Source organism: Sphingomonas sp. Leaf198, from assembly GCF_001424005.1.
In the GTDB taxonomy this organism is placed as follows: domain Bacteria; phylum Pseudomonadota; class Alphaproteobacteria; order Sphingomonadales; family Sphingomonadaceae; genus Sphingomonas.
Window position 1 is genome coordinate 15,223 of record NZ_LMPX01000003.1, and the last position, 24,254, is coordinate 39,476.

Genomic DNA, 24,254 nt, shown 5'->3' on the forward strand with positions numbered 1-24,254 from the left:
GGGAACGGCTGGTCAGTCCCGCGCTTGCGGCACCGCCCCCCGCCCCCTAGGGCCGCGCGATGACCCGGCATTATGGCATGGACTGGCTGCGGATCGGGGCGTTCGCGCTGCTGATCCTCTACCATATCGGCATGGTCTTCGTGCCGTGGAACTTCCATGTGAAGTCGCTCCATGTCGAGGACTGGGTGCGGCTGCCGATGCTGGCGAGCAACGCGTGGCGGCTGACGCTGCTGTTCGTCGTCTCGGGCTATGCCAGCCGCGCGCTGCTCAACCGGTCGAGCGGCACAGGCGGATTCTTCGCCAATCGCTGCTACCGCCTGCTGGTGCCGTTGCTGTTCGGCATGGCGGTGATCGTGCCCCCGCAGCCCTGGGTCGAGCTGGTCACCAAGCACGCTTATGCCGGCAGCTATCTGACCTTCTGGACGCATGACTATTTCCGGTTCGGCAAGCTCGCCGGACTGTCGCTGCCGACCTGGAACCACCTCTGGTTCGTCGTCTATCTCTGGGTCTACACGACTGTTCTAACGCTGGGGCTGGTCGTCGTTCGCGGCGACTGGTTGCAACGCGCGTTCGACTGGGTCTTCGGCAGCTGGGCGGTGCTCGTCCTCCCCGTCGCGTGGCTCGTGTTCGTCCACGCCTGGTGGTTCCAGATGGCCGCGGAATCGCAGGCCCTGTTCGGCGACTGGGTCGCGCACGTCACCTATTTCCCCGCGTTCCTGTTCGGCTTCGGCCTAGCCCGTTCCGAGCCCGCAATGGCGGCGATCGCGCGCTGGTGGAAGGTCGGCGCGGTCGCCGCGGTGCTCGGCTATGTAGCGATCATCGGCGTCGAGCTCGAATGGCCCGGCGACATCGTCGCGCCGCGCTGGATCTACCCCGGTTACGGCGTCGCGCACGCGCTCGAGCAATGGGGGGCGATCGTCGCGCTGATCGGGATCGCCGAGCGCCACTGGAACCGCGATCACCGCTGGCGCCGCACGCTGACCGAGGCGGTATTCCCATTCTACCTGATCCACCAGACGATCGTCGTCCTTGTCATGTACGCGCTGCTCCCCGCCGGCCTGCCAGGCTGGGCGGAGTTCGCGTGCCTGCTCGCGGCGACGACGATCGGCTGCATCGTCTTCTACTGGATCGGCCGCAGCATCGCGCCGCTCCGCCCCCTCATCGGCCTCCGCGCCCTACCCTCGAAAGACTCAGCATGACCTGGACCCTCGTCATTCACGGCGGCGCCGGCAAACTCGACAGCGAAATGGTCTCGCCCGAGCAGGACGCGGGCGCGAGAGCGGGCCTGTCGCATGCGCTCGACGTTGGGTCGAAGGTGCTGGCGGACGGCGGCAGCGCGCTGGACGCGGTGGAAGCAGCGGTCCGCGTGCTTGAAGACGATCCGCACTTCAACTCGGGGCGCGGCGCGGTATTCACGCATGACGGCACGCTGGAGCTCGACGCTGCGATCATGGACGGCCGCACCCGGGCAGCCGGCGCTGTCGCCGCAGCCACCGCCACGCGCAACCCGGTTGGCCTCGCCCGCGCGATACTCGACGATGGCCGCCACGTCTTCCTTGCCGGCAAGGGTGCGGATGCATTCTCGCTCGAACGCGACCTTCCCCACGCGGATGCCGCGTGGTTCGCGACCGACGAACGTCGCCGGCAATTCGCCGAGTTCCAGGCCGATGGCGGAGGGTTCGACGTCGACATGAAATACGGCACGGTCGGTGCGGTCGCGTGCGATACGCACGGCCATGTCGCCGCCGCCACCTCGACCGGCGGTGTCACCGGCAAGCGCTGGGGCCGGATCGGCGATACGCCGGTAATCGGCGCGGGGACCTTCGCCGACGATCGCGCCTGTGCGGTATCTTGCACCGGCTCGGGCGAGTTCTTCCTCCGCGTCGGCGTTGGTCATGAGATCGCCGCGCGCGTCCGGTTGTTGGGCGAGTCGCTGCAGGTTGCCGCCGACGCGGTGCTTGCCGAAGTGAAGGCGCTTGGCGGCACGGGCGGGGTGATCGTCGCGGGGCCGGACGGCGCGATGGCGTGGGGTTTCAACACCGTCGGGATGTACCGCGGACGCGCGTCGTCCGAGGGTAGCCGGACCGTCGCGATCTACGCTAACGAGCCGGCATGAAGCGCTATCTCCTCGCCGCCTTGGCCGTCCTCGGCCTTGCCTCCCCCGCCACCGCGTTCTGGGAGTATGGCCACCAGACCGTCGCGCAGATCGCCTATGCCAACGTCACGCCGAAGACCAAGGCCGAGATCCGCAAGCTGCTCGCGCAACAGGCGCTGCTCGACACGCCCGAATGTCCCGCGGGGACGATCGAGCAGGCGAGCGTCTGGGCGGACTGCATCAAGCCGCTCAAGACCGCCGACGGCAAATCGCGTTTCGGGTTCGCCTATACCTGGCATTTCCAAGATGCCGACGTCTGCGCGCCGTTCGACCTGACGCCCGCGTGCAAGGACGGCAATTGCGTCTCGGTCCAGATCGACCGCGACGTGACGCTGCTCCGCGATCGCTCCACGTCGCCGAAGGACCGCGTCCAGGCGCTGGCGTTCCTGATCCACTTCGTTGGTGATCTGCACCAGCCGCTCCACGCAGGCGATCGTAACGACAAGGGCGGCAACGATGTGAAGGCGGATTACGGGATCTACGGCCCCGCGCGGTTCAACCTACATTCGATCTGGGACGGGCCGCTGGCGGAGCGCGCGATCTCGACGCCGCCGTCGCTGGTAAGGCGGTATCCGGCGGCTGAGCGGGCTAAGATTGGGGCTGGGACGGTTACCGACTGGAGCCGGGAGTCCTGGGAGGCCGCGCATACGGCGTATGCGGCGGCGCTGGGCGGGGATGCATGCGGTACGGTGCCGGCGCGGGTGAAAATGGACGACGCGACGATCGCCAAGATGGTGCCGGTGTCGCGAGAAGAAGTCCGCCGCGGGGGTATTCGTCTGGCGAAGCTGCTCGACAAGGCGCTGGACTAAACCCCTCTCCCCTCCGGGGAGAGGGAGGGGCCCGCGGGCTCTTGCACGTGGGAGGGTGAGGGGCGTGAGGCTCAGGACACCCGCGCCAACAGCCCCTCACCCTTCCGTCGCCAAGCGGTTCCTCCTTTCCTCTCCCCGGAGGGGAGAGGGACCGCCACGATAAAGCTAGTTCAGCACCACCGTGACCGCGCGACGGTTCGCGGCCCAGCTCTGGTCGTCCGAGCCCAGCGCCACCGGGCGCTCCTTGCCATAGCTGATCGTCGTCATCCGCGACGCCGACACACCTTTCGCGGCCAGATAGTTCTTGGTCGCGTTCGCACGACGATCGCCGAGCGCAAGATTGTATTCGCGCGTGCCACGCTCATCCGCATGGCCTTCGATCGTGATGCGCTGGTTCGGGAACTTCGCCAGCCACTGCGCCTGGCTGTCGAGGATCGCGCGCGCGGTCGGATCGATATCGTACATGTCGAGCCCGAAGTTCACCGTGTTCGAGCTGACCGAGCGCTGGAAGTCGGCATCCGACCCCGGCACGATCGCCCCGCCGACATTGCCGTTGTTCTGGCCCGCATTGGGATCGACAGCGGCGTTGTTGTCGACCGGTGCGGGCGGCAACACGGCGGGACGCTTCTTTGCGCAACCCGAAACGGCGATCAACGCGGTACATGCGAGCAAGATGTTGGAAAGCTTCGACATAGACAGTCTCCCGTAGAAAATCATATTCCCCGTTACGTCCCCATAGCAGGTTCAGGGCCGCAAGGGGCCCCATGCCGGATCCGAGCCGTCGAGCGGCGTGGGGATCTTGCGCTCGTTGACGCCGGTCAGGTCGACCGACCAGAGGTCCGCCTTGCCGCCGCTGCCGCGTCCCGAGCGATAGAAGTTGATCACGCGGCCGTTTGGCGACCAGCTCGGCCCCTCGTCCTGCCAGTCGTTGGTGAGCAATTTCTCGCCGCCGCCGCTCGGGCTCATGATGCCGATCCGGAAACCGCCGCCGAGCTTGGTGAACGCGATCAGGTCGCCGCGCGGGCTCCACACCGGCGTGGCATAGCGCCCACCGCCGAAGCTGATCCGCTGCTGGTTCGAGCCGTCGGCGTTCATCACGTAGATCTGCTGCCCCCCCGACCGATCGCTCTCGAACACGATCTTCGAGCCGTCCGGCGAATAGCTCCCGCCCGTGTCGATCCCCGGCGAGTTGGTCAGCCGCTGCGGCGTCCCGCCCTGCGACGACACGCGGTAGACGTCGGTATTGCCGCCCTGCGCCATCGAGAACAGGATGTTGCGACCGTCCGGCGAGAAGCGCGGCGCAAACGTCAGGTTCGCGTTCGCGACCACCAGGCGTTGTTTGCCCGAACCGATGTCGTAGACATAGATCGCCGGGCGATTGTTCAGATAGCTCATATAGACGATCGACTGTTGGTTCGGCGCGAACCGCGGCGTCAGCACGATCGACTGGCCGTTGGTCAGGAAGCGGTGATTGGCGCCGTCCTGATCCATGATGGCGAGCCGCTTGATGCGGTGGCCCTTGGGGCCGGTCTCGGACACGTAGACGACGCGGCTATCGAAATAGGCGCCCTCGCCGGTCAGGCGGGTGTAGACCATGTCGGCGCACTTATGCCCTGCGCGACGCCAGTCCGACGGCGGCACGACGAAGCCAGTGCGCGTCAGCTCGGCTTTCGACGACACGTCGTAGAGGTAGCAGCCGACCGTCAGATTGCCGTCGCCGTTGGCGCGGATGAAGCCCTGAACCAGCGCCTGCGCGCCGGTGCTGCCCCAGTAATCGAACCCGGGTGCCGTGACTTCGGGGAAGGTGATCGGGCGGAGCTGGCCGGGCGACAGCGGCGTGAACAGGCCAGAGTTGCGGAGATCGTTTGTGACGATGTCGGCGAGCTGGCGACCGAGCACGTCGGTCGACCCTGCCGGGGTGGAGACGACGGCGGACGTCGGCATGACGGGAATCGCGATCGGCATCGGTGCGGAGATACCGCCGGTGACGTCGACCACGAGTCCGCCGGACTGATCGCCTGCCGGGGCTGGGGCGGCTGGATCGGCAGGGGCTTGCTGTGGTGCTGGAGCTGCAGCCGGCGCGTCCTGCGCAGTGGCGACACTAGCCGAGACGAAAGCGAGCAGCCCAACCGATGCAAGGATCGATCGAGCCTTACGCCCACCCAACCCGGCGTCCACCCCGGCGAAGGCCGGGGCCCAATTGGGAGACGCCGCTGAGGGAGCGTTGCGCATCGTTACATTGACCTTCCCAATTGGGCCCCGGCCTTCGCCGGGGTGGTGTTTCTCAACTGGAGGCAGCTGGCGCAAAGGGAAAAACCCCAGGATCGATCGAGTCATAACGGACATCCTCAGCCGGGAAGTTTGTAGCGCAGGCTGAAATTGCTCCAGCCGTTCTGCACGTCATACAGGTCGTCGGGCAAACCGCGTAGCGGCGAACACCCGACGAAGGTCGCGATCGCCAGATCGTCGACGCGGTCGACATAGCGCCGGTTGTCGTCGTCGACGCCGGCATGACCACTGATCGTCGGCCGCGACTTCAGCGTGCCGTCGCGGTTGAGCCGCAGGTTGATCGTCACGCGGATCCGCTCGGCGCCGGGTCCAGGCGTGACCTGGCGGTTCGCGCAGGGCTGCACCTGGCGCAGGATCGCTGACCCGATGTTCGCCGCCGCCTGCGCGCCGAGCTTGGCGGCCTTGGGCGCTTCCGACTTGCTTGGCGACGGATCGGCCGACAGACCCTTGAGGAAATTGTCGCCGAGCCGCGAGCCGCGTGACCGCGAGGTTTTGGCCTCCGCGGTCGAGCCGCTGCCCTTGGTCGAGGACGGCTTGGCGGGCTTGGCTGCACTAGAAGACGACTTTGCAGCAGAGTCCTTCGACTTCGTCGCGGTCTTCGCAGGTGCCGATTTCTCCGGCGCGGGCTTCGTCGGCTTGGCCTTGGCGGGCGCCGGTTTGGGCTTCTCGGCCGGCTTAGGCACCGGTGCCGGCTTGGCGGCGGGCTTTGGTGGCGCAGGCTTGGGTTTAGGCTGCGGCTTGGGCTCGGGTTTTGGTTCGGGCGCCGGCTGCGGCTTGGGTTTTGGCGGCGCGGGCTTCGGCTGAGGCGCGGGCGGTACGGGATCGGGCTTCGGCTCGGGCTCGACCTCTTGCGGAGCCGGCGGCGCGGCATCCTCGGGCGCACCCTCGTCCGGGGCAACCGACTCGGCTGGCGTCTCGACCGATTGCGGCGCGGTCGCCTCCAGCGCCACGTCGGGGACGAGGCTCACGTCGATCGGCTGCTGCTGGATCTTCGGCGGTTCGGGCGCGCTGAGAAAGCTAAGCGACAGCAAGCCGAACAGCACGACATGCCCGACGACGGCAACGCCTAAGCCGATCTTCTCCGAACGATCCATCAGGCCAGCGCCATCAGTTCTGATTACCCTCGACGGTCACCAGCGCGACGCGGTTCAGCCCGGCGCGGTTGAGTTCGCCCATCACGCGCATCACGCGCCCGTAATCAAGCTTCCGGTCCGCGCGCAGCAGCACCTGCGGCTCGTCGCCGACCGCACGGCTGGCGGCAATCGCGGCCAATCGCACCGGCAGCGCGTCGTCGGTCACCTGATCCTTGTCGATGAACAGCGCGCCGGTGCCATCCATCGAGATCTCGACGGGCTTCTGCTCCTGGTCGAGCGCCTTCGCACGCGCGTCGGGGAGGTTCACCGGAACGCCCGCGGTCATCAACGGCGCGGTCACCATGAAGATGATCAGCAGCACCAGCATCACGTCGACCAGCGGCGTGACGTTGATATCCGCCATCGGCGCGCGGCGACCGCGGCCACGGGAGGAAGGAAGGTTCATCGCCACTTAAAATCCTCCCCGCACGCGGGGAGGGGGACCAGCTTCGCTGGTGGTGGGGGCGTGCGTCATATGCTGCGGTGCGTAGAGGGCCTTGTCCCACGGACGCTGTGCTGCGGGGAGAACCCCCTCCACCACGCCGCTGCGCGTCGCGGTCCCCCTCCCCGTGCCGGGGAGGATTTGCGCGCCGCTCATCGCGAGCCGTCCAGTTGGCGCGACAACGTCGTGTGGAAACCGTCGGCGAACCGGTTGAGGCTTGCCTCGATCCGGTTGATGCCGTGGCTGAACCGGTTGTACGCGATCACAGCCGGAATAGCCGCGAACAGGCCGATCGCGGTCGCGAACAGTGCCTCCGCGATCCCCGGCGCGACCACCGCCAGCGACGTGTTCTGCGCCGCCGCGATGCTGGTGAAGCTCCGCATGATGCCCCAGACCGTGCCGAACAGCCCGACGAACGGCGCCACCGAGCCGACCGTCGCCAGCACGTTGAGCCGGTCCGACAGCTTGTCGATCTCGCCCGCGACCGCTGCGCCCATCGTCGTCGCCAGCCGCTCGCGCGTGCCGCTCTTGTCGATCGTGCCGCCTGCGGTCGAGCGCCGCCACTCGGTCACGCCGGCGGCGAACACGCGCGCGGACGGCAGGTCGTTCTCGCCCTCCGCCTTGTAGAAGACGTCGATATCCTCGGCCTTCCAGAAGTCGCGCTCGAACCGCGTCATGCCTTTCCGCGTCTTGCCGATCCGCCGCCAGAACGCGACGATCAGCGCCCAGGTCCAGATGCTGGCGAGCAGCAGCCCGATCATCACGCCCTTCACCACCCAGTCGGCCTGGAGGAACAAGTGGATCGGCGACAGCGTCGCGCTATCCATAGTCAACACCGGATTCATGCTTCCCCCTGCCAGACAAGGCGTTCGTAGATATCGATCCAGGCGCGCGGCTGGCGGCGTGGGCGGCCATTGGGGGCGACCAATGCCGCCACCACGTCCGCCTCGACCAAGACAAGCCCGTCGCGCATGACCCTTTGATGAATGGCGACGCCAGCGGCGCGTACCTGCGTCATCCGCGAGACGACGACGAGCGCGTCGTCGAGCCGCGCCGGTGCGGCATAGCGGATGGTCACGTTGGCGATCGCGTAGGAGCCTTCGCCTGCCTCGAACGTCGCGCGCTGGTCGATCCCGCCGAGCCGCAACATGTCGGAGCGTGCGCGCTCCATGTAGCGCAGGTAATTGGCGTGATAGACCGCACCCGACAGATCGGTGTCCTCGAAATACACGCGCACCGGAAACCGGTGCTCGCGCCCTTCGAAGCGGCCTTCCGCCGGACGATCTGAAACTTCAGCCATTGCCGCGGCTGTTAACCCAGTCTTTGCCACGAAGCCAACCATTGCCTTCATCATGTCGGCACTGGCCGGGTGCGAATCATGCGCCTAGTCTCGACTCATCGAACGCAGGAGACTCGCATGGCCGATCGTCCCACTCGCGGTATCACACCTTTTCTGGTCATCCGCGGCAAGCGGGCGCACGAAGCACTCGCCTTCTACGAAGCCGCGTTCGCCGCGACGGTCGTCGAGACCAACGTCGCCGATGACGGGGTCAGGCTGATGCAGGCGAGCCTCCGGATCAACGACGGCTGACTGATGCTGGGCGACGAGTTTCCCGAATGGCGCGGCCACGACGAACCCGAACCCGCCGGTATCACGCTGCACCTGCAGGTCGACGATGCGGATGGCTGGGTGGAGCGCGCGGCGACGGCCGGCGCGATCGTGACGATGCCCGTCGCCGACCAGTTCTGGGGCGATCGCTACGGTCAGGTGCGCGATCCGTTCGGCCATAGCTGGTCGATCGGATCGCCGCTCAAGACCTGATTACTGGAAGACGCTGGGATCCAGTTTCAGCCGGGGCTGCGGCGGCGGTACCGGCTGCGAGATCGGCTGGAGACGCGCCTGCGTGATCGTCTGGACGGTCATGTTCGACGCGTATTGGCGCGAAGCCAGCGCCGGTCGCGGCTGCTGCGCGTACACCGGCGCCGGGGTAGCCCGACCACGCCATGCGTCGAACGCGCGGTAGAAATCGGTGAACGGGCGTTCGAGCGTCGGCAGTTGCTGTGCCGCGAACGCGGGCATCGCGTCGGCCGTCACGCCAGCGCTCTGCGCCAGCACGGTGCTCGCCGCCGCGCAGAAATCGTCGCGCGCGGGCGACTGCGAGAAGAAGTTATACAGCCGCGTCATCGCATCGTCGTAGCGATCCTGCCAATCGCGGCCGCCCGACTTCCACTCGCTGGCATAGGTCGCCTCGGCCTTGGCGAGCACCGGCTTCTGCGCCGACAGCAGCGCGTTGTAGCTGGCAATGATCGCGCCTTCCTGCGGCCCGCGGCAGGCGAGCGCGGCGACGTTGAGCGCGGCACGCAGGTGCCAGACCTTGGCGGCCGGAGTCAGGTTGCGATTCGGCGTGGGATAGGTGCCATCGGGCAACGCGACCGGAATCACCATGGTCGGCGACGCACCCTTCGGCATTGCGGGCGCGGCGACCGGAGCCGCGACCACCGGCGGCGCAACGACGGCGACCGTCTTGGGCTTCGGCGCGCACCCCGCCACCAAGGCTACTGCGGTAAATGAAAGCAACGCAAACCGACGACTCATCGCAACCACCTCGTGATGTCCCCCGACGGGACATGTCTGGCATGCGGAAGGTTAACGATGCGTAAGCCGTACGCGATTTGCGGCGAGTGGAGATGGGTGCGGGGTTGGGAGTTTCAAGCTCGGCAGAAGGGCGCGCCCTGCCCAGGATCACTTCCACCCCGGCGGAGGCCGGGGCCCAATTGGAGAGGTCGGGATAACGGAGCGCACCGGTAATCAGCAACGTCCCCCAATTGGGCCCCGGCCTCCGCCGGGGTGGTACCATGTAGACGCCGGCACGGAGCATCACAGCGTAGGAGAGACGCCGCCCTCTCGATCCTCCCACGCCAAGGGGAGGATCAGTACCGCCCTAGACCGCGCGCGCTTCCAGCGCCGCGGCCGCCTGCGCCATTAGCCCGCCGATGATGTCCGCGACCGGCTCCTCGCGCTTCACCATGCCGACCGACTGGCCCGCCATCACCGAGCCGTGGTCGACATCGCCGTCGATCACCGCGCGGCGCAAGGCACCCGCCCAGTAATGCTCGATCTGCAACTGCGCCTCGGCCATTTCCACGCGGCCACCATCGAGATGCCCGGCGACTTCGCGTTGCTTGGCGGTGAACAACTCGCTCGACGCGTTCTTCAGCGCGCGGACCGGGATCACCGGCAGCCGCGCATCGATCTGCACGCTGGCGATCGCATCGCGCGCCGACGCCCGGATGAACGCCTTCTTAAAATTGGCATGCGCGATCGATTCGGTCGCGCACACAAACAGCGTGCCGAGCTGGACGCCCGCCGCACCCATGTCGAGATACCCCGCGATCGCCTCGCCGCGACCGATCCCGCCCGCGACGAACACCGGCACCTGCTCGGCGATCTCGGGCAGCATTTCCTGTGCGAGCACGCTGGTCGAGACCGGGCCGATATGGCCGCCGGCCTCCATCCCCTCGATCACCAGCGCGTCGACGCCGCTGCGGATCAGCTTCTTCGCGAGCGCCAGCGCGGGCGAGAACGCGATCAGCTTGGCGCCCGTCTCCTTGATCGCCTCGATGCTACCCTTGGGCGGCAGGCCACCCGCGAGCACGACGTGGCCGACCTTGTGCTTGGCGCAGACCGCGATCAGCTCGAACAGATCGGGATGCATCGTGATGAGGTTCACGCCGAACGGCTTGTCGGTCATTGCCTTAGTCGCGGCGATCTCGGTGTCGAGCAGCGCGGGCGTCATCGCGCCGCACGCGATCACCCCGAACCCGCCGGCGTTCGAGATCGCCGAGACGAGGTGACGTTCGCTCACCCAGGACATCGCGCCGCCGAGAATCGCGACCTCCGACCCGAGGAACGCGGCGCCGCGCGCCATCCGGCGTTGCAGCCGCTCAGTACCGATCGTCATGCATCCATCCCCGTCGTCCCGGCGCCTGCCGGGATCATGTCGTTATCTATCAAGTTCAAGCCGCATCCTCGGCATCGAGCCCGTACGCCGTATGCAGCACGCGCACGGCGAGCTCGGTATAATCCTCTTCGATCAGCACGCTGACCTTGATTTCCGACGTCGCGATCGCCTGGATGTTAATGCCGCGCTCGCCGAGCGTCGTGAACATCGTCGAGGCGACGCCCGCGTGGCTGCGCATCCCGACGCCGACCACCGACACCTTGGCGACGCGCGTGTCGTGGACGATCGTCGCATAGCCGATCGCGTCCTTCGCCTTGTCGAGCACGTCGAGCGAGCGCGCGAGATCGGCCGCCGGTACCGTGAACGTCACGTCGGTCGAGCCGGTCGAATGCGCGACGTTCTGCACGATCATGTCGACGTTGATTCCCGCATCCGCGAGCGGCGCGAAGATCGCCGCGACCGAGCCGGGCCGATCGCTGACCTGCGTCAACGTGATCTTCGCCTCGTTCTTGTCGTGCGCGATGCCGGTGATGAGCTGGCGTTCCATATCGTCGATTTCCTCTTCGCCCACGATCAACGTGCCGCGGTGACCATCATTGGTGTCGCCATCCTCGAACGAGGACAATACGCGCACACGCACATTCTCTTTCATCGCCAGGCCGACAGACCGAGTCTGCAACACCTTGGCACCGACGCTGGCGAGTTCCAGCATCTCTTCGTACGTGACCTTGCTCAGTTTGCGCGCGCGAGGCACGATCCTTGGGTCGGTCGTGTAGACGCCGTCGACGTCGGTATAGATGTCGCAGCGATCGGCCTTCATCGCCGCCGCCATCGCCACCGCCGACGTATCCGACCCGCCGCGGCCCAACGTCGTGACGCGCTGGCCATCCGCGACGCCCTGGAAACCGGGGATTACGGCGACGACTCCGTCCGCGAGGCTCGCGTCGAGCGCGGCCGTGTCGATCTCGCCGATGCGCGCCGATCCGTGCGCGTCCGAGGTGTTGATCGGCAACTGCCAGCCGAGCCAGCTCCGTGCCTTGCACCCGGCCGCCTGGAGAGCGATCGCGAGCAAGCCGCTCGTAATCTGCTCGCCGGCCGAGACGACGACGTCATATTCCTTCGCGTCGTACAGCGACGACGCCTCGCGGCAGAAGCCGACCAGCCGATCGGTCTCGCCGGCCATCGCGGAGACGACGACGGCGACCTGGTTGCCGGCGTCGACTTCGCGCTTCACGCGTGCGGCGACGTTGCGGATACGCTCGATCCCAGCCATCGACGTCCCGCCGAATTTCATCACGATACGGGCCATTGGCAGCGCAAATCCCTTTGGGTCGAAGCGGCGGCCCTGATAGGTAGCGCGCATGATACTGGCAAGCGACACCGCAACGAACGCAACAATCGATCCGCGCGAGGCCGCGCATTTCGGCACGATGGCAAAGGACTGGTGGGATCCGAAGGGCTCGTCAGCCCCGCTCCACAAGCTGAACCCGCCGCGGTTGCGCTACATCCGCGAGCAGGTCGACGCGCATTGGGGGGGCGATGGTTCGACCTTCACGCCGCTGGCGGGGAAGACCGCGCTCGACGTGGGGTGTGGTGCGGGGTTGCTGTGCGAACCACTCGCCCGGCTTGGCGCAGAGGTTACGGGGATCGATGCGGCGCCCGAGAATATCGCGGTGGCGGAGATCCATGCGGCGCAGAGTGGTCTTGCGATCGACTACCGGGCGGGGGGCGTCGAGGGGCTGGTCGGGCAGTTCGATCTGGTCACCAGCCTCGAGGTAATCGAGCATGTCAGCGATCCCGCCGGCTTCGTGCGGGGCTTGGCGCGGACGTTGGCGGAGGGTGGATTGCTGATCCTCTCGACGCCCAACCGTACGCCGCTGTCGCGGCTGGCGATGATCACCGTGGCGGAGGGCGCTGGCGTCATTCCCAAGGGGACGCACGACTGGAACAAGTTCCTCACGCCCGAGGAACTGACCGCGTTGCTGAAGGATGCGGGGCTTCGCGTGACGGACACGCGGGGGCTGAGCTTCTCGCCGGCGACTGGCTTCACGCTGAGTGACTCGACCAACCTCGATTACTTCCTGACCGCGGTAAAAGCCTGACTCGTGCCCCACACGCGACCACCCCGGCGAAGGCCGGGGCCCAATTGGGAAAGCCGCAGTAACGGAGCGCCATCCTCGATCATAACCGTCGCCCAATTGGGCCCCGGCCTCCGCCGGGGTGGTAGTGAGCAGGGTGGGGCTGAATAATGGAGCACGCCGCTCCCCAACCGTGTTCACCCGCGAAGGCGGGTGCCCAGTCTGGACACCCGCCTTCGCGGGTGAACAATCTTCTAATGCTCGCAGCGCTGGCGATCATCCTCATTACCCTCGCACTCCTCCGCCCCGTCGATCACGACGAGAGCCAGTACGTCGCCGCCGCCGCGCTGACCGCGCACGGCCTGCTCCCGTACAGGGACTTCGCCTACCTCCAGACCCCGCTCCAACCCTACCTCTTCGCCCCGATCGCGCTCCTAGCCGGAACCTGGACCTGGCCAGCGCTCCGCATCGTCAACGCGCTGCTCGGCGTCGCGACGATCGTCTGCGTCCACACCGCCGCCCGAACCCTCGGCGCGAAACCCAAAGCCGCGCTCGCCTGCGCCGCGCTGTTCGCCACCTGCGACATTCTCCTCTTCAGCATCGGTACCGCGCGCAACGATGCGCTCCCCGCCGCACTGCTCGCCGCCGCGCTGTCGCTGATCGCACGCGCGGAAACCCGTGATGCGACGCGAAACCGGGCGCTGCTGATCGGGCTGCTCCTGGCCGGCGGCGCCGCCGCCAAGATCTCCTACGCGTTCCCCGCGCTCGCCTATGGGCTGTACGCACTGATCCACCGCCGCCACCGCCCTGTCGCGATCCTGCTCGGCACGCTGCCGGTGATCGTCTTCGTCGCCTGGAGCTACACGACGAGTCCCGCCGGCTTCGTGTTCGGGACGCTGACCTTCCCCGCGCGCGGGCCCGCCGAATATTACGCGTCCCGGCCCTGGAAGATGTCGCTCCCCGCCAAGGCGGTCGACACGCTCAAATTCCTCGCGCTCGGTGCGGCGCTGCCCGCGCTGATCCTGGTCGCCCGAGACGCAAGCCGCCGCCGCGCGATCGGGCTGTTGGACGCGCTCATCCTCGCCGGGCTCGTAGCCGCCCTGCTGCCGTTCCCGACCTGGCGGCAGTACCTGCTTCCCGTCCTGCCAGCGCTGTTCGTCCGACTCGCGCTGATCACGCGCCCCGGCCGGCCGTGGCGAGTCGCGCTCGGTGTCTTCGCGATTGCCGGACTCGCGCCGTCGATCGCAGCCTTGGCCAGTCCGGACGGCCTGTCGCTGGCCCAGGCGCTGCGCGAAGGGCGTGCGCTCGGCCGGATCCTCGATCGACGCGACATCAGTGGTCCGATCGCGACACTGTCTCCGCAGATGCTGTCCGCCGCGAACCGCTTGCCCGACCCGATCTTCGCCACCGGCCCGTTCTATTTCCGCAGCACGAGCCTGCTCGATCCGCGACAGGAGCGCGCGCTCCATCTGATGTCACGAGCGCGTGCGCGCGTGACTGGCGCGCCGATTCTCACCGGTGGCGAAGCCGCGGACACCAGCGGGGACGCCAGTCTCGATCATGTGCTCGCCGCCTGGGCAATTCGGAGCGGCTATCGATCGGTCGCGGTTCCCGGCACGCGCTTCACGCTCTACGTGCCGCCGGCCGCATCGCCGAACACAGCCCTGCGATAGCCTCTCACGCTCGGTGATCGCGCCCGCGATCGCTTGCCCGACCGACAGTCGGTCGCATCGCGATCGCATGCGCGGCGAACGCGACGATCAGCGCGACATGCACAAGCAGGGTCAGCGCCGCGGTGAAGGCGACCAGTTCGGACAGGGTCTGATCCTGACCGATCAGCAGTATCGCGGCATTGGCGAACAGCAGGTCCTTGTTGGGCACCAGCGGCAGCCGCGACACGAGCAACCGCCCGGCAGCGAGGAACATCCACATGCCGATCGACACGCCAGGCAACGCGAAATGCCAGGCGAGCGCGATCAGCAAGGACCCGAGCAACAACCGGATGCAATGGACCGAGAACACCCACCACAACAGCGGCCGCGCCAGCGAGAACACTCGCCGCGAAAAGATCAGGAAGGGCAGGGATATCACCAGCGTGACGCCCGCCGATGCCAGCACCGCGCGAAACTGATCGTGAGTCAGCAGGTCGCGTCCGAACGGCAGCGCGATCGCCACCAGCAGCAACGTCACCGCATTGCCCGCGATCGCCGACAGGATCGAGACATCCTTGACCGCCCCGAACGGCGACGCGACCATCTGCGCCTTCGCCCGCGCCCAGGCGTAGAAATACGCATCGCCCGAATAGCCGAACACGACTTCGTTCGCGATCCGCTTCTTGATCAGCGCGACCAGCCCGCCGATCGGAATCTCCCAGAGCCGCCGAAAGATCACGTAATCGCCGGTCGGCGACGCCATGTAGAGCAGCACGAAACACAGATAGAAGCGGGGATCGGCGGGCACCGAGCGGCCGAGCCCCGCCAGGCCATGCCCGAACAGCTCGCGCGCCAGCCCGACGATCATCGCGCCGGTCAGCACTGCGCCGATGATCGCCGGCCAGCGGCTGCGGACCGTCTTCAGCGGTTCCAGCCCGACATTTGAGACGTCGGCATAACCGGCAGGATCGGCCGCAATCGGCGGTCGCGTCGTCAATCGCTTGTCCTCACGCCATGTCTGCAAGGGTCGCACGGTGCACCAGCCATTGCCGGTATCATGGCGCGACAATAGCCTTTAGCCGCCGGTCGTGCACGTAAAGTCGGTTTCATTCGGTCGCGATCTCCGCTCTACCAATCGTGCATTATGATGACTCCCATGTTTCAGTGTTGTGTATGTCGCCGGTCGCCCAGCACATCCTGACCTATGCCGAGGACCTCCGCGGCGGCGGGGTCGAGCGCGCGCAACTGCGCCTCGCGCGCGGCTGGCTCGCGGCGGGGCGGCGCGTGACGCTGGCGATCGAGGATATCTCCGGGCCTCTAGCGGCGGAACTGCCCGAGGGACTGGAAATCGTTTCGCCGTTTCGGTTGCCGACGTTGCCGGCGGTCGTCCGCCGCCTGTCGCCGGATGTGATCTTCTGCCCCGGCAATTTCTATACCTGGAGCGCGGCGTGGACGAGGCTGCGGCTGGGCAAGACGTGTCCGCCGATCGTCGCGAAGATGTCCAACGCCCCGACGCGCGCCGATCATGGCCGGCTGATGCACGCGGCGCACCAGCTCTGGCTGGCGCGGCACGGCGGGTTCCTCGATCACCTCGTCGCGATGACGCCTGCGACCGCGGACGAGGCGGCGCTGGCGACCCGGATGGTCGGGCGGACGAGCGTCATTCCGAACCCGCCCGCGGTGGCGATTCCGGGCGCGCTGCCCGATCTGCCGCCGCGCTTCATTCTTGGGGTAGGGCGCCTCGAACCGCAGAAACGCTGGGACCGCCTGATCGCCGCGCTGCCGCTGCTGGCGGACCAGACGATACCGCTCGTTATCCTCGGTGATGGTAGCGAGCGCGGGGCGATCGAAACGCAGATTCGCGCGCTGGGTCTAGCGGACCGCGTCCTCCTGCTTGGCCACAGCAGCGATCCGCTCCCGGTCATGGCGCGTGCGACGGTGCTGGCGCTGACCTCGGAGTACGAAGGCGTACCGGGGGTTTTGCGCGAGGCGCTGTCGGTCGGGACGCCGGTGATCTCGACCGACTCGAGCGCAGCGGTGGTGGAGATTGTTGATCGGCCGGACCGCGGCAGTGTCGTCGCAAGAGACGATCCCGCTGCGCTGATCGCAGCGTTGGACGCGTGGCTAGCGCCGACTGCGGGGCGGCCAGACCCGGTGCCGCAACCCGGTGCGGACTCGGCGGAGCGCTACCTCGCGCTCTTCGATCGATTGGTAAGGCGCTAATTTCCTACACTATTCCCCTGCCCTATTGGCGTCATTCCACCCCGACCCTCCGTCATCCCCGCGGACGCGGGGACCCATATTGGCGAACCTCGGAGGATATGGGTCCCCGCGTCTGCGGGGATGACGTAATGGAAGCTTGGACGCGGATTAGGTTGGGAGGGGGCGCTAAGCTAGATCAGGCCGTAGCCTCACCTTCACCCGCCTCGGCCTTCTCTTCTTCCCGCTCAGACCGCCGCTCCAGCGCGGTCTTCAACATCGCGGTCATCGGATCGGCCAGCGCCAGCCCCAGGATCCCGAACAGCGCGCTCGCCAGGATCTGTGCGCCCAGCGTCAACGCCGGCGGCAGATCCACAGTCCGCTTGGCGACCATCGGCACGATCACATACCCGTCGATCGTCTGCACCACGAGGTACGTGCCGATCGCCCAATACCCCGTATCGACGCCCGCGCTGAACCCGACTGCGACCATCAGCACGCCGGTCACGATCGCGCCGACGTTCGGGATGAACGCGAGAATACCCGCAATAATACCGAGCAGCATCGCCATCGGCACGCCGCCGACCGCCAGCGCGATGCCGCTCGCGACACCCTCGACCGCCATTCCGAGCAGGCGTCCGGCGAGCAGCCGCCGCAACGTCGCGCCCATCTTGACCAAAGTCCTGGCGAACTCGGGGCGCAGGTCGAGTGGCACCATCCACTGGAGCCCACGCGAGTACGTGCCCGGGTCCATCGCGATGAACAGCCCGAGGATCAGGATCATGAACATGCTGGTGATCGCGCCGATCGCGCTGCCCACCCACGACGTCACCCGCCCGACCGAGCCGAGCGCCTGCTTGACGATCCCGTTGACGTCCGACGCACCCGGCATCAGCCCCTGCGAGGTCAGATAGCCGGTGAAGCGATTGGCCTGCGATTCCAGGGTCGAGCGCAGCTGCGTCACCTGCTCGGTGACCTGCACCCCGGTCAGCACGAACGTGCCGACCAGGAACGCGAAGGTCAGCAGCACGACGATCAGCAACCGCCAGCCACGCCCGATCGGCAGCACGCGTCCGAGCAGCCGCACGCCGCCATCGAGCAAGGCTGCGAACACGACGCCCGCAAAGATGATCAGCAACGGCTGCACCAGCACGATCAGCAGCGCGATCATGCAGGCGAGCCCGAGCCAGATCGTCGCGCGCTTCAGTTCCTTGCGCAGGAACGGATCGCGCATCTCGACCGGGCTCAGTTCGTCGACGGTCTTCGTCTCGGCCATCTCAGTTCACCTTGGCGGGATGGAGCGAGGTGCCGGCGCGATCCGGGCGCAGCGAACTCCACCAGCTCAGCGGATTGAACGTCGCATCGCCGTCGAGGCTGAAGGTGATGAACTCTGCACGGCCACCGAGATTCTCGTACGGCACGGGTCCGCCAAGTCCGAGCTGGCTCAGCGCGAACCGGCTGTCGGCCGAGCGATCGCGGTTGTCGCCCATCAGGAAGACGTGGTTCGCGGGGATCGTGACTTCCGCGAAATTGTCGCCCTGGCTATCCGATTCGAGATCGATCGTCTCGTAGCGGCGGCCGTTGGGCAGCGTCTCGGTATAGGTCGGCAGGCGGCACATCTCGCGACCGTCGGGCAGCGTCTCGCGCGCGCCGGGATAGTCGATCTCGCTGCACGGGCTGTTGGTGTCGACCGGGATCAGCGTGTCGTGCAGCGGGCCACGCTTCACCGCGACGCCGTTGAGGAACACGATCCCGCCGCGCACGGCCAGCTTGTCGCCCGGCAGGCCGATCACGCGCTTGATATAGTCGTTGTGCGTCCCCGGCGGCGTCACGATCACCACGTCGCCGCGCGTCGGCAGCGAGCCGAACAGCCGACCGTGGATGAACGGCAGCGACACGCTCCAGCTGTCCTCCTGCTGACGCAGCACGACGCCCTTGAAGATCGCGACCGGGTTCGGGATCGTCGGCGACACGAACGACCAGCCATAGGCGAACTTGGTCACCACCAGCCGGTCGCCGATCCGAAGCCCCGGCAGCATCGATTCGCTGGGGATATAGAAGGGCTTGGCGATGAAGCTGTGGAAGCCGAGCACGACCAGGATCAGCCAGAATATGCCCTTCACCTCGCCCCACCAGTCGGTGCCGCGGCGGCGGCCAGTCTCGGAACCAATTTCCGGTGCGGTGCCGGCCGGTGGCGCGGTATCGGCCGCGGTCTGCGCGAGGGGCTTTTCGGGGAACTCGTTGCCGTCCAACGCCGCGTCCTTCATCGATTCGTATCCTGGCGCATGTCCGGGGATATCAGAGGTATAGCTTCGATGATCACGAAGGCCTGCGCCCACGGATGATCATCGGTCATCGTCAAATGCACGCGCGCGGCGTGGCCTTCGGGGGTCAACGCGTCAAGCCTTGCTTTGGCGCCCCCGGTCAGCGCCAGCGTCGGTGCACCGCTCGGTGCGTTGACCACGCCGATATCGCGCATGAACACGCCCGCGCGGAACCCGGTGCCGACCGCCTTCGAAAACGCCTCCTTGGCGGCAAATCGCTTCGCCAGCGTCCCCGCCTTGGTAAAGGGCCGCCGCGCCGCCTTAGCCCGTTCGACATCGGTAAACACCCGCTGCTCGAACCGCTCGCCGAACCGCTCGATTGACGCCGCGATCCGCTCGATATTGCACAGGTCGGATCCAAGCCCGATAATCATCGCGACGCCTGGAGTCGGAAGACAAAATTAGATTTGCGCGCAGAGGCGCAGAGGCGCGGAGAGTATGAGGGCCGCAAGAGCGGCAAGATCGAGTGAGGCCGCGAGAAAATCCAGCCTCGGATCGCTTCCCTCTTCTGCTCCGCGCCTCTGCGCCTCTGCGCGAACAAAACTGACTGCTTATCGCGCCGCATCCATAGCCTCGCGCATCAGCCGAACCGCCTCGCCAAGCCCGACGAACAGCGCCTCCCCCACGAGGAAATGCCCGATGTTCAGCTCCCGAACCTGCCGGATAGCCGCGATCGGTGCGACGTTGTCGTAGGTCAGGCCATGCCCCGCATGCACCTCGATGCCGTTCTTCGCCGCCAGCGCCGCTGCATCCGTCAGCCGTCGCAACTCCACCGTCCGCGCCTCGCCGGACAGTTCCGCATACAAGCCCGTGTGCAGTTCGATCACCGGCACTTTGAGCCGGACGGCCGCCTCGATCTGCCGCGAGTCCGGTTCGATGAACAGCGACACGCGGATACCCGCTCCCGCCAGCGCATCCACCAGTCGCGCCATCCGGTCGTAATGCCCGGCGACGTCGAGCCCCCCCTCGGTCGTCAGTTCTTCGCGCTTTTCCGGTACGATGCACGCGGCGTGCGGCTTGTGACGCAGCGCGATGCCGAGCATCTCGTCGGTCGCCGCCATTTCCAGGTTGAGCGGGATCGTCAGCTCGGCCGACAACCGCGCGATGTCGTCGTCGGTAATGTGCCGCCGATCCTCCCGCAGATGCGCGGTGATCCCGTCCGCGCCGGCCTGCGCAGCGACCAGCGCCGCCCGTACCGGATCTGGATACCCTGCCCCCCGTGCGTTCCGCACGGTCGCGACGTGGTCGATGTTGACGCCTAGACGCAGGTCGCGGCTCATGCTGCAGCCCTGCTGCCGGGCTTGATCGCCGGGATCGCCGCGAGTTCGGCCGGCAACGCATCCGCCGGATAGGTCGGCACATCGAGCCGGATCAGCGGGAAGAACGGCACGCCTAGATCCGCCGTCCCGTTGGAGCGATCGACCAAGGCCGCCGCCGCGACCGTCACGCCGCCCGCGCGCCCGATCGCCGCGATCGCCTCGCGCGACGACAGCCCGGTGGTGACGACGTCCTCCATCATCAGCACGCGCTGGCCGGGCGAAAGCCGGAACCCGCGGCGCAGTTCGAACACGCCGTCGGGCCGCTCGAGGAATACCGCCTCGACACCCAGCGCGCGGCCCATTTCGTGACCGGCGATCACGCCGCCCATCGCCGGCGAGACCACGATGTCGATCTGCGCACGCAACTCGGCCGGGATCGACGCCACCAGCGCTTCCGACAAACGCGCGCCTCGCGCCGGATCCATCAAAACCCGCGCGCATTGCAGATAGCGCGAACTGCGCAGGCCGGAGGACAGGATGAAATGCCCTTCGAGCAACGCTTCGGCAGCGCGGAATTCGGCGAGCACGTCGTCTTCGGTCATCGCGGGTCATCGCTCCAAATGGTCTGCGCGTCGGGACTTCGCGCCTTATTAATGAGATATAGGGCAGTTCATTAATGAACGACAATGGCAACGTCCCTCTCAAGGCGCCTCCACCCACGCCGTCACCCCGGACTCGTTCCGGGGTCCACCGTTCCGCGAACCCCGTTCTCTCGAACTTTCGGGACGGTGGATGCCGGAACAAGCCCGGCATGACGGAGTGGATGGATGGGCGTGCCGCGTGCAAGGTCAGACAAGGCTTGAGGCGAGCCCCCCCGCTGGGTATAGCTCTTCCCAAATCATAAGCAGACATCCGCGCGTCCGGAATCGGGTTCGCTATAAACCGGGGTCAATAAAAACGATGCGCAAGATGGGGATGAGAGGATTTGCGATGGCAGCGGGGCTCGCACTGGCGAGTCTCGGTGGTGTCGCCGGGCATGCGGCCCAGCCTGCTGCCACGCCGACGTCAGCAGCACCCGCACCTCAAGCCGCTGCCGCTCCGGGGGGCGTGTCGAACACTGCGCCGACGACCGCCGCCGCGACGCCGACCGCCAACCCGTCCAGCCCCGAGCTCGCGATGGACGGTGCGCCCGCAATGACGGTCAAGCCGATGATCGGTCAGCCGACCGACGGCCTTTTCGGGCTCCAGCCACAGGTGACCAAGAACGGCCAGTTCGCGCACTGGATGCACAATTCGATCCTGGTGCCGACGATCACGATCATCTCGCTGTTCGTCCTCGCGCTGCTGTTCTGGGTCTCGTTCCGCTACCGCAAGGCACGCAACCCGGTCGCGTCGAAGACCAGCCACAACACCTTCATCGAGATCATCTGGACGCTCGCGCCGGTCGTGATCCTGGTGCTGATCGCAGTCCCCTCGATCGGTCTGCTGCAAGCGCAGTTCAAGCCGGCGCCCTCGGGAGCCGTCACGCTGAAGGCGATCGGCAACCAATGGTATTGGACCTATCAGTATCCGGACAATGGCGGGTTCGAGATCACCGCCAACATGCTGAAGGAAAAGGCTGACGTCGCCGCCGGCGAACGTCCGCGTACCGATGCCGACGGCCCCAAGCTGCTCGCCACCGACAACCGCATCGTCCTCCCCGTCGGCGTGCCGATCCGCCTGATCACGACCTCGAACGACGTGATCCACAGCTGGGCGGTCCCGGCGTTCTGGATCAAGCTCGACGCGATCCCCGGTCGCCTGAACGAGACCAGCTTCACGATCGAAAAGCCCGGCCTGTATTTCGGCCAGTGCTCGGAGCTCTGCGGCGCGCGCCACGGCTATATGCCGATCGCGGTCGAGGCGGTTCCGCCCGCCGAATACGCGGCGTGGGTCCGCGCCAAGGGCGGCACGATGCCGACTCCCGGCAAGGCGTCCGACAAGGTCATCCCGCAGCCCGGCGCCGACGGCTCCGCGGCGAAGGTCGAGGAGGCCGCGGAAACCGCCAACGCCACCGGCCCGGTCGAGAACGTAGCGACCCCCGCCAACGCAACCGCCCCCGCGACGACGCAGGGCGCCACCTCAAACCCGGCCGGCGCCGGCAACGCGGGACAGTAAGATGACCGACACCGCTCTCACCCCGTCGGCCTTCGTGTCCCACGAAGCGCACGACCATCACGATACCGATCACAAACCGGGCTTCTTCGCGCGTTGGTTCATGTCGACCAACCACAAGGACATCGGCACGCTGTACCTGATCTTCGCGATCGTCGCGGGGATCATCGGCGGCTCGGTCTCCGGGCTCATGCGCGCCGAGCTGGCGCATCCCGGCATCCAGTATCTGCAGGGCTGGGCGTCGATGCTTCACGGCGGTCCCGCCAGCCTCGACGAGTCGCTCCATCTCTGGAACGTGCTGATCACCGCGCACGGCCTGATCATGGTGTTCTTCATGGTCATGCCGGCGATGGTCGGTGGCTTCGGCAACTGGTTCGTGCCGATCATGATCGGTGCGCCCGACATGGCGTTCCCGCGCATGAACAACGTGTCGTTCTGGCTGCTGATCCCCGCCTTCACGCTGCTGCTGGCGTCGCCGTTCTTCGGTGGCGCGGGTAATGGCTGGACGCTCTACGCCCCACTCTCGACCTATGGCGAGCCCGGGCCGTCGACCGACATGGCGATCCTCGCGCTCCATCTCGCGGGCGCATCGTCGATCCTGGGCGCGATCAACTTCATCACGACGATCTTCAACATGCGTGCGCCCGGCATGACGCTGCACAAGATGCCGCTGTTCGTGTGGTCGATGCTCGTCACCGCGTTCCTGCTGCTGCTGGCGCTACCGGTGCTCGCCGCGGCGATCACTATGCTGCTGACCGATCGCAACTTCGGCACGACCTTCTTCGATCCGGCCGGCGGCGGCGATCCCGTCCTGTACCAGCATCTGTTCTGGTTCTTCGGCCATCCCGAAGTCTACATCATGATCCTGCCGGGCTTCGGCATCGTCAGCCAGATCATCTCGACGTTCAGCCGCAAGCCCGTCTTCGGCTATCTCGGCATGGCCTATGCGATGGTCGCGATCGGCGTGGTCGGGTTCGTCGTGTGGGCGCACCACATGTTCACCACCGGCCTCAGCGTGAACACCAAGATGTACTTCACCGCGGCGACGATGGTCATCGCGGTCCCGACCGGCATCAAGATCTTCTCGTGGATCGCGACGATGTGGGGTGGCTCGCTCACCTTCAAGACACCGATGGTGTGGTCGATCGGCTTCATCTTCATGTTCACCGTCGGCGGCGTGACCGGCGTGGTGCTCGCGAACGGCGGCATCGACGATTACATGCAGGACACATACTACGTGGTGGCGCATTTCCACTACGTGCTGTCGCTGGGCGCGGTCTTCTCGCTGTTCGCCGGGTTCTATTACTGGTTCCCGAAGATGACCGGCAAGATGTACAACGAGTTCCTCGGCCAGCTGCACTTCTGGGTGTTCTTCGTCGGCGTGAACGTGATGTTCTTCCCGATGCATTTCCTCGGCCTGCAGGGCATGCCGCGCCGCATCCCGGACTACACGCCGCAGTACGAGCATTGGAACACGGTCGCGTCGGTCGGCTACATGATCATGGCCGCGGGCATGGTGGTGTTCTTCGTCAACCTGATCTGGTCGCTGATCGCAGGCAAGCCAGCGGGCGACAACCCCTGGGGCGACGGCGCGACGACGCTGGAGTGGACGATCTCCTCGCCGCCGCCGTACCACCAGTTCGAGACGCTGCCGAAGATCGATTGAGGATGCGAGGCGACGTAGCGTCAGCTACGCGCCGGTGCGGCCAGCCGCACGCATCCTACCGGCCGGCGCGGTACTGCCGCGTCCGACGACACGGGATTAACTCCCGTGTCGGGGCCAACCAAAAACGAGAAC

General features: G+C 66.8%; 25 protein-coding genes. 10 read left to right on the forward strand and 15 right to left on the reverse strand.

Annotated elements, in window-relative coordinates; translation table 11 throughout:
• The first annotated feature begins 59 nt into the window (after positions 1-59).
• From ASG20_RS12585 to ASG20_RS12595, 3 genes are read left to right on the forward strand one after another with little or no spacing between them, the layout of a single operon-like run.
• Positions 60-1,199 (forward strand): acyltransferase family protein, encoded by a 1,140-nt coding sequence (locus ASG20_RS12585; RefSeq protein ID WP_056053204.1) that lies wholly within the window; start codon positions 60-62, stop codon positions 1,197-1,199.
• On the forward strand, positions 1,196-2,116 hold the full coding sequence (locus ASG20_RS12590) for an isoaspartyl peptidase/L-asparaginase family protein (protein WP_056053207.1): 921 nt from the start codon (positions 1,196-1,198) through the stop codon (positions 2,114-2,116). Before ASG20_RS12585 ends, ASG20_RS12590 begins: the two co-directional genes overlap by 4 nt.
• Positions 2,113-2,964, forward strand: coding sequence for a S1/P1 nuclease (locus ASG20_RS12595; protein WP_056053210.1), 852 nt, complete (start codon positions 2,113-2,115; stop codon positions 2,962-2,964). Before ASG20_RS12590 ends, ASG20_RS12595 begins: the two co-directional genes overlap by 4 nt.
• A gap of 165 nt (positions 2,965-3,129) precedes the next feature.
• Here ASG20_RS12595 and pal read toward each other — a convergent pair whose 3' ends face one another.
• The 6 genes from pal to ASG20_RS12625 all read right to left on the reverse strand — a co-directional run bounded on the left by pal (position 3,130) and on the right by ASG20_RS12625 (position 8,128).
• On the reverse strand, positions 3,130-3,657 hold the full coding sequence (pal, locus tag ASG20_RS12600; RefSeq protein WP_056053212.1) for a peptidoglycan-associated lipoprotein Pal: 528 nt from the start codon (positions 3,655-3,657) through the stop codon (positions 3,130-3,132).
• 51 nt (positions 3,658-3,708) lie between these two features.
• Positions 3,709-5,106, reverse strand: a complete 1,398-nt coding sequence (gene tolB, locus ASG20_RS12605) for a Tol-Pal system beta propeller repeat protein TolB (RefSeq protein ID WP_231420625.1) — start codon at positions 5,104-5,106, stop codon at positions 3,709-3,711.
• A gap of 206 nt (positions 5,107-5,312) precedes the next feature.
• Positions 5,313-6,347, reverse strand: coding sequence for a hypothetical protein (locus tag ASG20_RS12610; RefSeq protein ID WP_056053218.1), 1,035 nt, complete (start codon positions 6,345-6,347; stop codon positions 5,313-5,315).
• A gap of 13 nt (positions 6,348-6,360) precedes the next feature.
• A complete protein-coding gene (tolR, locus tag ASG20_RS12615; RefSeq protein WP_056053220.1) occupies positions 6,361-6,798 on the reverse strand; it encodes a protein TolR in 438 nt (145 codons plus the stop codon).
• 182 nt (positions 6,799-6,980) lie between these two features.
• Complete coding sequence (gene tolQ / locus ASG20_RS12620; RefSeq protein ID WP_056053223.1) at positions 6,981-7,673, reverse strand: protein TolQ; 693 nt, start codon at positions 7,671-7,673, stop codon at positions 6,981-6,983.
• Positions 7,670-8,128, reverse strand: coding sequence for a YbgC/FadM family acyl-CoA thioesterase (locus ASG20_RS12625; protein WP_056053226.1), 459 nt, complete (start codon positions 8,126-8,128; stop codon positions 7,670-7,672). The genes tolQ and ASG20_RS12625 overlap by 4 nt, the downstream gene beginning before the upstream one ends.
• A gap of 117 nt (positions 8,129-8,245) precedes the next feature.
• Between ASG20_RS12625 and ASG20_RS19925 the strand changes: the two genes are divergently transcribed.
• Both ASG20_RS19925 and ASG20_RS19930 read left to right on the forward strand, forming a co-directional pair.
• On the forward strand, positions 8,246-8,419 hold the full coding sequence (locus ASG20_RS19925; protein WP_231420611.1) for a hypothetical protein: 174 nt from the start codon (positions 8,246-8,248) through the stop codon (positions 8,417-8,419).
• Positions 8,420-8,422: 3 nt separating this feature from the next.
• Positions 8,423-8,650 carry a VOC family protein gene (locus ASG20_RS19930; protein ID WP_231420610.1) on the forward strand — a complete coding sequence of 76 codons (228 nt, stop codon included), beginning with the start codon at positions 8,423-8,425 and terminating at the stop codon, positions 8,648-8,650.
• On the opposite strand, the gene ASG20_RS12635 is transcribed toward ASG20_RS19930, so the two are convergent.
• The 3 genes from ASG20_RS12635 to ASG20_RS12645 form a co-directional block, all read right to left on the reverse strand.
• On the reverse strand, positions 8,651-9,424 hold the full coding sequence (locus ASG20_RS12635) for a hypothetical protein (RefSeq protein WP_056053229.1): 774 nt from the start codon (positions 9,422-9,424) through the stop codon (positions 8,651-8,653).
• A 346-nt stretch (positions 9,425-9,770) separates the two neighbouring features.
• Entirely contained in the window at positions 9,771-10,790 is a 1,020-nt protein-coding gene (locus tag ASG20_RS12640; RefSeq protein ID WP_231420609.1) for an NAD(P)H-dependent flavin oxidoreductase, read from the reverse strand.
• Positions 10,791-10,845: 55 nt separating this feature from the next.
• Positions 10,846-12,099 (reverse strand): aspartate kinase, encoded by a 1,254-nt coding sequence (locus tag ASG20_RS12645; RefSeq protein WP_056054666.1) that lies wholly within the window; start codon positions 12,097-12,099, stop codon positions 10,846-10,848.
• A gap of 52 nt (positions 12,100-12,151) precedes the next feature.
• On the opposite strand from ASG20_RS12645, the gene ubiG reads away from it, so the two are divergent.
• Positions 12,152-12,892 carry a bifunctional 2-polyprenyl-6-hydroxyphenol methylase/3-demethylubiquinol 3-O-methyltransferase UbiG gene (gene ubiG, locus ASG20_RS12650; protein WP_082470963.1) on the forward strand — a complete coding sequence of 247 codons (741 nt, stop codon included), beginning with the start codon at positions 12,152-12,154 and terminating at the stop codon, positions 12,890-12,892.
• 218 nt (positions 12,893-13,110) lie between these two features.
• Positions 13,111-14,541 carry a glycosyltransferase family 39 protein gene (locus ASG20_RS12655; RefSeq protein WP_231420608.1) on the forward strand — a complete coding sequence of 477 codons (1,431 nt, stop codon included), beginning with the start codon at positions 13,111-13,113 and terminating at the stop codon, positions 14,539-14,541.
• A 4-nt stretch (positions 14,542-14,545) separates the two neighbouring features.
• Here the strand turns inward: ASG20_RS12655 and ASG20_RS12660 are convergent, their stop codons facing one another.
• Positions 14,546-15,517 (reverse strand): hypothetical protein, encoded by a 972-nt coding sequence (locus ASG20_RS12660; protein WP_056053236.1) that lies wholly within the window; start codon positions 15,515-15,517, stop codon positions 14,546-14,548.
• A 176-nt stretch (positions 15,518-15,693) separates the two neighbouring features.
• Between ASG20_RS12660 and ASG20_RS12665 the strand changes: the two genes are divergently transcribed.
• Positions 15,694-16,743 (forward strand): glycosyltransferase, encoded by a 1,050-nt coding sequence (locus ASG20_RS12665; protein ID WP_082470964.1) that lies wholly within the window; start codon positions 15,694-15,696, stop codon positions 16,741-16,743.
• Between the two features lie 175 nt (positions 16,744-16,918).
• Here the strand turns inward: ASG20_RS12665 and ASG20_RS12670 are convergent, their stop codons facing one another.
• The 5 genes from ASG20_RS12670 to pyrE all read right to left on the reverse strand — a co-directional run bounded on the left by ASG20_RS12670 (position 16,919) and on the right by pyrE (position 20,904).
• The gene (locus tag ASG20_RS12670; RefSeq protein WP_056053243.1) at positions 16,919-17,995 is read right to left on the reverse strand and encodes an AI-2E family transporter; all 1,077 of its coding nucleotides are present in this window, start codon (positions 17,993-17,995) and stop codon (positions 16,919-16,921) included.
• A gap of 1 nt (position 17,996) precedes the next feature.
• Positions 17,997-18,986 (reverse strand): signal peptidase I, encoded by a 990-nt coding sequence (lepB, locus tag ASG20_RS12675; protein WP_056053246.1) that lies wholly within the window; start codon positions 18,984-18,986, stop codon positions 17,997-17,999.
• Entirely contained in the window at positions 18,983-19,417 is a 435-nt protein-coding gene (acpS, locus tag ASG20_RS12680; protein ID WP_056053250.1) for a holo-ACP synthase, read from the reverse strand. Before acpS ends, lepB begins: the two co-directional genes overlap by 4 nt.
• 177 nt (positions 19,418-19,594) lie before the next feature.
• Complete coding sequence (locus ASG20_RS12685) at positions 19,595-20,323, reverse strand: pyridoxine 5'-phosphate synthase (protein WP_056053253.1); 729 nt, start codon at positions 20,321-20,323, stop codon at positions 19,595-19,597.
• Positions 20,320-20,904 carry an orotate phosphoribosyltransferase gene (gene pyrE, locus ASG20_RS12690; protein ID WP_056053256.1) on the reverse strand — a complete coding sequence of 195 codons (585 nt, stop codon included), beginning with the start codon at positions 20,902-20,904 and terminating at the stop codon, positions 20,320-20,322. The genes ASG20_RS12685 and pyrE overlap by 4 nt, the downstream gene beginning before the upstream one ends.
• Positions 20,905-21,292: 388 nt before the next feature.
• Between pyrE and coxB the strand changes: the two genes are divergently transcribed.
• Both coxB and ctaD read left to right on the forward strand, forming a co-directional pair.
• Positions 21,293-22,459: a cytochrome c oxidase subunit II gene (coxB, locus tag ASG20_RS12695; RefSeq protein ID WP_231420607.1), complete on the forward strand. Its 1,167-nt coding sequence runs from the start codon at positions 21,293-21,295 to the stop codon at positions 22,457-22,459.
• 1 nt (position 22,460) lies between these two features.
• Complete coding sequence (gene ctaD, locus ASG20_RS12700; protein ID WP_056053265.1) at positions 22,461-24,122, forward strand: cytochrome c oxidase subunit I; 1,662 nt, start codon at positions 22,461-22,463, stop codon at positions 24,120-24,122.
• Positions 24,123-24,254 lie beyond the last annotated feature (132 nt).